The sequence below is a fragment of the Jatrophihabitans sp. genome (assembly GCF_046262535.1).
In the GTDB taxonomy this organism is placed as follows: Bacteria; Actinomycetota; Actinomycetes; order Mycobacteriales; family Jatrophihabitantaceae; genus Jatrophihabitans.
In genome coordinates this window covers 1-8,584 of sequence record NZ_JBHEMO010000099.1, presented here as the reverse complement: position 1 = coordinate 8,584, position 8,584 = coordinate 1, and the positions used below count along the sequence as shown (strand labels likewise).

Sequence of the window (8,584 nt, the reverse complement as noted above, 5' to 3'; positions counted from 1 at the left end):
CCGCTACTCCGAACCGTGGCACGGCGCCCTGCTCGAGGACTACGAACTCGGCCTGCACATCCTGCTCGTGGGCTACCGGAACCGTTTCATCTACGACACGTTCGTGGAGCAGGAGGGCCTGCTGAGCCTGCGCCGCCTCGTCACCCAGCGCACGCGCTGGGCCCAGGGCACGATGCAGTGCTCGGTCTACATCGGGGACATCGTCCGGTCCCGCAACTTCAGTAACGCCGGCATGATGGAGTCCTGCTATTTCCTCATCACGCCGTGGTTACAGGCGATCGGCGTGCTGCTCTGGCCCGTCCTGCTCGTCACGACGGCTATCGAGGCTTCGCAGTATCCAGCTGGGCCCGGCGAGTTCATCAATCAGTTCTGGCCCATCGTCGGCCTCATCCTGATCTTCGGCGCGATGCCCTTCATCATGTGGGGACCCGTCTACCGGCGGATGGCGGAGCCCACGGTTAGCCGGGCGCGGTCCTGGGGGCTGGGGCTCGAGTTCGCCGGGTTCCTCTATTACACCTACCTGTCGACCCCACGGGCCATCGCCCGGTTCGTGCTGCGCCGGACCGGCTGGGCCAAGACCCGCCGCAACGCCGAGGCGATCACGACGGGACCGGTGGCCAGTGACGTCTGAGACCCGGTCGATCCTTCCTCGGCGGGCAGGCATGCTGCCGTCGCTCGACTACGCCCTGCCGGAACAGGATCTCGCGCCAAAAGGGGCTCCCGGCTCGGCCCTGGGCAAGACCACTGGCGTCATCATGTACACATTCGCCATTTGGATGGCCGTACGCAACGGTACCTTCCGCGCGCTCGAGGCGCACATGGTCACACCGCTGGCCGGCTACGTCACCGGCCATCATGCAGCCAGCTCGCACAAGTCGGTCATCTTCTTCGCGCTGAACACGCCGAAGGCATTCGGGCTGCAAATAACCTCGGAGTGCACTTCGGCCCTGTTGCTGATTCCGCTGCTCGTGATGATGGGCTCCATCGCAATCTTCACCCGGTTTCCAGTCCCCCGGGTTCTCGCCGGGCTGGTCGTCGGAGCCACTTTGATGTTGGCGGTCAATGTGTTCCGCATCATCGGCATCGCCTGGGCGACGTGGCAGTACGGTCTTGACCCGGGCTACAGGTACAGCCACGTATTCGTCGGGTCTGCTTGCTCGCTCGTGGGCTTCGTCGGGTCGATCATGGCTGCGCTCTGGGTCCTCGTGTGGCGAGATCGGAAATCCTCCTCTTCAGGGTTGGCGGCTGCGCCGAGCGGCGTGGGTGCCGGTCCGGCCCCCGCCCACCGGGCGGCCGATGGGGACCGCCCGCGAGTCCAGGTCAGCCGACGGGCCGGGGCACGCCACCGCCGCTGAACCGGCGCTTGCGCGTCGCCGTGCATCACGAGGCGGTTACGGGTAGGCATGACCCGTGCGGACCCTCCAGACGGTTCCTGGGCCGGGACCGGTCGACGGTGTCAATTACTCCGTCACCGGAGCGGGTGAGCACACGATCGTGTTGCTGCACGGGTTCTCCGACAACCTGACGACCTGGAACCGGGTGGTTCCGCCGCTTGCCGTGACCAACCGGGTGATCGCGATCGACCTGCCCGGGTTCGGGAACAGCTCGCGGCCGTGGTCGCGTCCGCTGCTTCCCGGCTACGTCGACGTCGTGCGGGCAGTGCTCGACGCCGAGGACGTGACCGGACCCGTGTCGCTGATGGGCAACTCGATGGGCGCCGTGGTGTCGCTGCTGTTCGCCGCGCGTTACCCCGGGCGAACCGACGGCGTCGTGCTGATCGACATGCCCGGCCTGCGGTCGGTACCGCGGGTGTGGCGGATGGCGATGTCCAAACCGTCCGAGCTCGGTTTGCGCACCGCACTGCGGTGGGTGCCCGATCGGGCCGCTCAGTACGGCCTGGGGTGGGCGTACACCCACGTCGCCGCCGCCCGGCCCAGCCGCCTCGACCCGGTCGTCCGCGAGGCGTTCGTCTCGCCGTACGCGCTGCGCGACAGCATCGCGGCGATCATGCCGCTCGGCCGCACCGTTGTCCGCGAGCTGCAGACCGCCCAGCTCGGCGCTCTGGTGGCCACGATCAGCGTGCCGGTCCTGCTCGTCTTCGGCGCCCGTGATCTGCTGACCCCGCCCCGGGTGCTGCGCCGGCTCGGCCGCCCCGGCGGTGCGGTGGTGCTGCCGGGGTGCGGTCATTGCCCGCAGATCGATCAGCCGGAGGCCCTGCTCACCGAGGTGCTGCCGTTCCTGCGGGCCTCGAGTGCGCTCCAGCCGAGCGAGCGAAGCGCCTGAACCGCGGATAGTTACCCGCGTCACAGCCGCCGGAGCGACTATGACGGTAATACTGGCACAGTCATCAAGGAAAGGTCTGTGCCATGCCGCCCACCCGTCCCGCCTGGAGTGACGACGACGTCGAGGCGTTCCGCGACCTCGCGCACTCCTTCATGGCCAAGGAATGCGCCCCGCACGAGGAGCGCTGGGGGGAGCAGCAGCACATCGACCGCGAGGTCTGGAACAAGGCCGGCAGCCTCGGCCTGCTGTGCCCATCGATTCCCACCGAGTACGGAGGCGGCGGCGGCACCTTCGCGCTCGAGGCGGTAATGGCCGAGGAGCAGACCCGCACGCTGTCGCCGAGTCTGGGCACATCCGTGCACAGCACGATAGTGGCGCACTACATCAACTCCTACGGCACCGAGGAGCAGAAGCAGCGCTGGCTCCCTCGGATGGCGAGCGGCGAACTCGTCGGCGCCGTGGCGATGACCGAGCCGGGTACGGGATCGGACCTGCAGAGCATCAGGACCAAGGCGATCAGGACAGGCACCGAATACGTGATCGACGGTTCGAAGACGTTCATCTCCAACGGCTTGCTGGCCAACCTCGTCATCACCGTCGCGAAGACCGACCCGGCCGATGCCGCCAAGGGCATCTCGCTGATCGTCGTCGAGACCGACGGGCTCGAGGGATTCAGTCGCGGCCGGGTACTGAAGAAGATCGGGCAGCACGGCCAGGACACCGCCGAGCTGTTCTACGACGGCGTCCGGGTGCCGGAGGCGAACCTGCTGGGCACCGAGGAGGGCCAGGGCTTCATCCAGCTCATGACCCAACTGCCGCAGGAACGGCTGATCATCGCCGTCGCGGCAGTGGCGGCGATCGAAGAGACGCTGCGCCTGACCGTCGAGTACACGAAGGACCGGCAGGCGTTCGGCAAGCCGGTGTTCAACTTCCAGAACACGAAGTTCAAGCTGGCCGAGGTCGCCACCACGGCCAAGATCGCCCGTGTCTTCCTCGACGACTGCATCGCGAAACACATCGCCGGCGAGCTGGACGTGCCCACCGCGTCCATGGCGAAGATGTGGACGACGCAGATGCAGTGCGACGTCGCCGACGAGTGCCTGCAGTTCTTCGGCGGCTACGGCTACATGCAGGAGTACCCGATCTCGCAGTTCTACACCGGCGCCCGGATCCAGAAGATCTACGGCGGCACCAACGAGATCATGAAAGAGATCATCAGCCGCTTCCTCTGACCGCCCGAGCGGCGCGTTGCGATCACGTTTTCCTCTCCCAGCGTCGCGTGGTCGCGAGGTACTGAAATCGCATGCTTCGCTCCTTGTACTGCCAAAAGGGCGAATGTCTGATTAACAGCAGAAACCTCACATTGCGACGGAGGATCGTCAATGCGCCGCCGACGGTTCGGCGCCGACGAAGCGCGGAATCCGCGGGATGATCACGTTTTCCTCCGGCAGCGCCCCTCGTAGTGCCAATCAAGTCGGGCCTCTCTCGGCGCCGCCCTGCTCGCAACGGGCGGACTCGTGGTCAGCGGCCTGATCGCCGCGACGCCGGCGGCCGCCGTGGCCCGGCCGGTAGCCCACCGCATCAGGATCGATCCGGACGTCCACCCGGCTGGTGCGCAGAGCCCGGCGGGGACCTTCGGCTGCCAGACGCCGCCCACGGACGACTCGCAAGGGCCGCGCTGCTACCAGGCGACTCAGATCCAACGCGTACAACATCACGCCCTTGCTCAGCCGAGGCATCAACGGCACCGGGCGCACCATCGTCATCGTCGACGCCTACGGCAGCCCGACGATCAGCTCCGACATCGCTACCGCGCGGGTCCGGGCTGGGATGCGGTGACCGGCCTGGGCTCGCCCAACGCGGCGAATCTGCTCCCGTTGCTGGCCCAGCGCACCGCCTAGCGGCCAACGCGTGAGTTGTCCGTGCTTCCCCACACCATGGCGTGGGGAAGCACGGACAACTTTGCGGTAGGGGTCGCGCCTCAACGGGCAAAACTGTAACGTGTTCTCATTCTGCCGATCGAATGAGGACAGTGTTCATGACTGCTCAGCTCAAGCCCGCGGCGTCCGAGACGTTCGAGGTCAAGAACCCGGCGACGGGCGAGAGCGTGGGCACCTTCGCGGTCCACACCGCGGCCGACATCGCCGAGCGGGTGGCCAAGGGACGGGCGGCGCAGATCTGGTGGGCCGAGCTCGGCTTCGACGGCCGCAAGAAGCGGATGAGCCGCTGGGTCCGCTGGCTGGCCCGTGATTGCGACACGCTCTACGACATCGGCTTCCGCGAAACGGGCAAGCCGAAGGCCGACGTCCAGTTCGAACTGCTTGCCGGGCTGGAGGACGTTCGCTGGGCCGCCGCCCACGCCAAGCGGGTGCTGGAGGAGAAGCGGGTCGCGCCGGGCATCGCCATGGTCAACTTCGACGCGCGAGTCTCGTACGAGCCGCTCGGAGTCATCGGGATCATCACGCCGTGGAACGCGCCGGTCTACACCGCCTTCTGCGGAATGGCCTACGCCCTGGCCGCCGGCAACGCGGTCATCCTCAAGCCCAGTGAGCTGGCCGCGGCCACCGGCGTCTACGCCGTCGAGTCGTTCTACAAGGCCAACCCCGACGCGCCCGAGGGGCTGGTCAGCTGGATCACCGGCTTCGGCGAAACCGGCTCCGCGCTGTGCAAGTCGGGCATCGACAAGCTCGGGTTCACCGGCTCGGTCCCGACCGGCCGGCGGGTGATGGCGGCCTGCGCGGAGAACCTCACGCCGGTGCTTCTCGAACTCGGCGGCAAGGACGCCACCGTCGTGGCCGACGACGCCGACATCGACGCTGCGGCCCGCTCGGTCGTGTGGGGTTCGATGTGGAACTCCGGTCAGGCCTGCGTCGGCGTCGAGCGCGTCTACGTCGTCGAGAAGATCCGCGACGAGTTCCTGCGCAAGGTCGAGGAGAACGCCAAGCAGATCAGCGTCGGCATGGACGAGCTCAGCGACATCGGACCGATGACCGTCCCCGCGCAGATCGAGCTCATCCGCCGGCATGTGACCGACGCGCTCGATCGGGGAGCAACCGCCCTCGTTGGTGGCCTCGACTCCATCCAGCCGCCGTACGTCCACCCGATCGTCCTGGTCGACGTACCCGAGGAGTCCTCGGCGGTGCAGGAGGAGACGTTCGGTCCGGTCGTGGTCATCAATACCGTGGCGGACGTGGACGAGGCGGTCCGGCGCGCCAACGCGACGTCCTTCGGGCTCGGCTCCTCGGTCTTCTCCAAGTCCCGCGGCGCCGAGATCGCCGCCCGGCTGCGCGCCGGCGGGACGACGATCAACTCGGTCCTGACCTTCGTGGGCATGCCGTCACTGCCGTTCGGCGGCGTCGGCGACAGCGGCTTCGGCCGGTTCCACGGCGACGACGGCCTGCGCGAGTTCACCCGCGCGAAGGCGACCACCCGCAAGCGCTTCTCGATGGGCGAGGACATGCAACAGTTCCCACGGCCGAAGGAACAGTTCGACGTCGTCTACAAAGTGCTCAAGCTGCGCTACGGAAGGAAGTTCCGCTGATGCAGCAAAGCGCCGACTACGTCATCGTGGGCGCCGGCAGCGCCGGCTGCATCATCGCCCGCCGCCTGGCCGATACCGGAGCGAGCGTCATCCTGCTCGAGGCGGGACGGCGCGACAACACGCAACTGGTCCGCAAGCCGGGGATGATCGGGCCGATGCACGCCGTGCCGCAGCTGAAGAAGACCGTCTCCTGGGACCACTACACCGTCGAGCAGAAGCACGCGCTCGGTCGTCGGATCCCGCAGACGCACGGCAAGGTCGTCGGCGGTTCGAGCTCGATCAACGGCATGGTGTTCGTTCGCGGCAACCGCAAGAACTTCGACGACTGGGCGGCCGAGGGCAACCCTGGCTGGGCCTTCGACGACGTGCTGCCCAGCTTCAAGAAGTTCGAGAGCTTCGAGGACGGCGGCAACGACTTCCGGGGCGGCAAGGGACCGATCAAGGTCATCCGGGCCAAGGAACTCACCGGGGCGTCGGTGGCGTTCATGGACGCGCTCAGCGAGACGGCCGAGATCAAGAAGAACGACGACTACAACGCCGCCGAGCAAGAGGGTGTGTCCCTCTTCCAGCAGAGCAACGCCAACGGGCTGCGCTACAGCGCGGCCGTCGGTTACCTCGACGACCGGCCGGCCAACCTCGTCGTCGTGCCCAAGACCCACGCCACGCGAGTCGTGCTCGAGCACGGCCGGGCGACCGGTGTGGAGATCCTGACCAAGACCGGTCGCGAGATCGTCCGGGCGAACCGCGAGGTCGTTCTCAGCGCCGGCGTGTACGGCTCGCCGCACCTGCTGATGATGTCCGGCGTCGGACCGGCCGATCACCTGCGCGCCTTCGGGCTGGACGTGGCGGCCGATCTGCCGGTGGGCGAGAACCTGCACGACCACCTGTTCGTCCCGATGACCTTCGCGATGCCGACCGCGGTGCGCCGGCCGTCGCCGGCGTACTTCGGCCGCGCCTTCGTTCGCGAGAACTTCCGTACCGGCAGCACGTGGCTCGCCCGCAGTGTCTTCGAGGTCGTCGCGTTCGCGAGGACGCAGCCGTCGGCCCCGATTCCCGATCTGCAGTTGCACGTGCTGCCATGGAGCTACCCGTCCCCGAACCAGGACGCGCCGATCCGGCACAAGCCCGACCCGCGACGGGCGCTGACGATCATGTCGACGCTGATCTATCCGAAGAGTCGCGGGACGTTCCGGCTCGCGTCGGCCGATCCGACCGCGGCCCCGATGATCGATCCCAACTACCTCGACGAGCAGGCCGACATCGACGTGCTGGTCGACGGCATGGAACTCATCCGCGAGACGATGGCCAGCAAGTCGATGCTCGGCGGCGTCGAGGTCGAGGTCTCACCCGGCCCGCAGTACGCCACCCGCGCCGACCTGGCCAAGGAGGTGCTCAACCGGGCGACTACCGTGTATCACCCAGTGGGTACCTGCCGGATGGGTGTGGACGACCGCGCGGTCGTCGATCCGCAGCTGCGCGTGCTCGGCGTCGATGGCCTGCGGGTCGCGGACGCCTCGATCATGCCGAGCATCGTCGGCGGCAACACCAACGCCGCTTCGATGATGATCGGGGAGCACGCGGCGTCGCTCATCCTGGCCGGCTGATCGACATGTCGCGGCAGCCGCGGTCGCTGTCGGACAAGGTCGTGTTCATCACGGGCGCGGCCCGCGGCATCGGTCGGGCCACCGCTGTCGCGCTCGTCGCCGAAGGTGCCCGCGTGGTGATCGCCGACCTCGACGGGGAGCTGGCGGCCACGACGGCCCGGGAACTCGGTGCCGGCGTGGGCTTCGTCCAGCTGGACGTGACCGATCACCCGGCCTTCACCGCTTCGCTCGACGACGTCGAGCAATCGACGGGCCCGCTCGACGTACTGATCAACAACGCCGGCGTGATGGCGATCGGCAAGGCGGAGGACGATTCGCACGAGCGCGCCTACCGCCAGTTCGCGATCAACGTCTTCGCCGTGATGCACGGCACCCGCGAGGCGATCCACCGGATGAAGCCGCGCGGTTCCGGACACATCGTCAACGTCGCGTCGATGGCCGGAGTCGTGCCGATACCCGGTGCGGCAACGTATGCCGCGAGCAAACACGCGGTCGTCGGCTTTTGCGAATCGCTGTACTGGGAACTGCGGGGGACCGGCATCGACCTGTCCTACGTGCTTCCGTCGCTGGTCAACACCGAGTTGGCCGCTGGTGTGAAGCGGACCCGCGCCGCGAACGTGATCGAGCCGGAGCAGGTCGCGAACGAGATCGTGGCCGCGCTGAAGGTGCCGCGCCTGGCCGTGTTCGCACCGCGGTCGATGGGGCGCATCACCAAGGTCACCGGGCTGATCCCGCGGCGGCTCGGGGACAAGATCATGACGGCGTCCGGATCCGATCACGTGGTGCTGGATTCGCTCGGGACCGACGGTCGGGACGCCTACGAGAAGCGGGTCGCGGCATCCGCGCCCGCTGCGGACGCCGAACGCGCCGGGCGGTAGGGATTTTGGTCGGGCTCCCTGCGGTCCGGTAGAGTCTGACGCTGGCCCGGGTCGCGAAATCGGACCGGTCCGCCTTTGGGGTATGGGGTAATTGGCAGCCCAACTGATTCTGGTTCAGTTAGTCTAGGTTCGAGTCCTGGTACCCCAGCGCAGTATCTGGAAGTTGGACTCGGGGAGCTTGCGACCCGTGAAAGAAGTTTCTGGGGCCCCGTCGTCTAGTGGCCCAGGACGCCGCCCTCTCAAGGCGGTAGCGCCGGTTCGAATCCGGTCGGGGCTAC

Annotated in this window: 7 protein-coding genes and 2 tRNA genes; all 9 read left to right on the top strand. The window is 67.6% G+C overall.

Annotated elements, in window-relative coordinates; genetic code table 11:
• Positions 1–631: glycosyltransferase (locus tag ABR571_RS14100; protein ID WP_409453836.1), on the top strand; the 631-nt coding region annotated here is incomplete at its 5' end.
• A 31-nt stretch (positions 632–662) separates the two neighbouring features.
• Positions 663–1,355, top strand: a complete 693-nt coding sequence (locus ABR571_RS14095) for an exosortase/archaeosortase family protein (protein WP_409453835.1) — start codon at positions 663–665, stop codon at positions 1,353–1,355.
• 55 nt (positions 1,356–1,410) lie between these two features.
• Complete coding sequence (locus ABR571_RS14090; protein WP_409453834.1) at positions 1,411–2,283, top strand: alpha/beta fold hydrolase; 873 nt, start codon at positions 1,411–1,413, stop codon at positions 2,281–2,283.
• Positions 2,284–2,366: 83 nt separating this feature from the next.
• Positions 2,367–3,515: an acyl-CoA dehydrogenase family protein gene (locus ABR571_RS14085; RefSeq protein WP_409453833.1), complete on the top strand. Its 1,149-nt coding sequence runs from the start codon at positions 2,367–2,369 to the stop codon at positions 3,513–3,515.
• Between the two features lie 806 nt (positions 3,516–4,321).
• Positions 4,322–5,824, top strand: a complete 1,503-nt coding sequence (locus ABR571_RS14080) for an aldehyde dehydrogenase family protein (RefSeq protein WP_409453832.1) — start codon at positions 4,322–4,324, stop codon at positions 5,822–5,824.
• Positions 5,824–7,428, top strand: coding sequence for a GMC family oxidoreductase (locus ABR571_RS14075; RefSeq protein ID WP_409453831.1), 1,605 nt, complete (start codon positions 5,824–5,826; stop codon positions 7,426–7,428). The genes ABR571_RS14080 and ABR571_RS14075 overlap by 1 nt, the downstream gene beginning before the upstream one ends.
• A 5-nt stretch (positions 7,429–7,433) precedes the next feature.
• Positions 7,434–8,306, top strand: coding sequence for an SDR family oxidoreductase (locus ABR571_RS14070; protein WP_409453830.1), 873 nt, complete (start codon positions 7,434–7,436; stop codon positions 8,304–8,306).
• A gap of 76 nt (positions 8,307–8,382) precedes the next feature.
• Positions 8,383–8,454: transfer RNA gene (locus tag ABR571_RS14065), tRNA-Gln, on the top strand.
• A 56-nt stretch (positions 8,455–8,510) separates the two neighbouring features.
• Positions 8,511–8,583 (top strand) — tRNA-Glu (locus tag ABR571_RS14060).
• Position 8,584: the final 1 nt, after the last annotated feature.

Coding starts and splice junctions, on each gene's coding strand:
- ABR571_RS14070 (WP_409453830.1), top strand. CDS start 7,434: ATGTCGCGGCAGCCGCGGTCGCTGTCGGACAAGGTCGTGTTCATCACG.
- ABR571_RS14085 (WP_409453833.1), top strand. CDS start 2,367: ATGCCGCCCACCCGTCCCGCCTGGAGTGACGACGACGTCGAGGCGTTC.
- ABR571_RS14095 (WP_409453835.1), top strand. CDS start 663: ATGCTGCCGTCGCTCGACTACGCCCTGCCGGAACAGGATCTCGCGCCA.
- ABR571_RS14075 (WP_409453831.1), top strand. CDS start 5,824: ATGCAGCAAAGCGCCGACTACGTCATCGTGGGCGCCGGCAGCGCCGGC.
- ABR571_RS14080 (WP_409453832.1), top strand. CDS start 4,322: ATGACTGCTCAGCTCAAGCCCGCGGCGTCCGAGACGTTCGAGGTCAAG.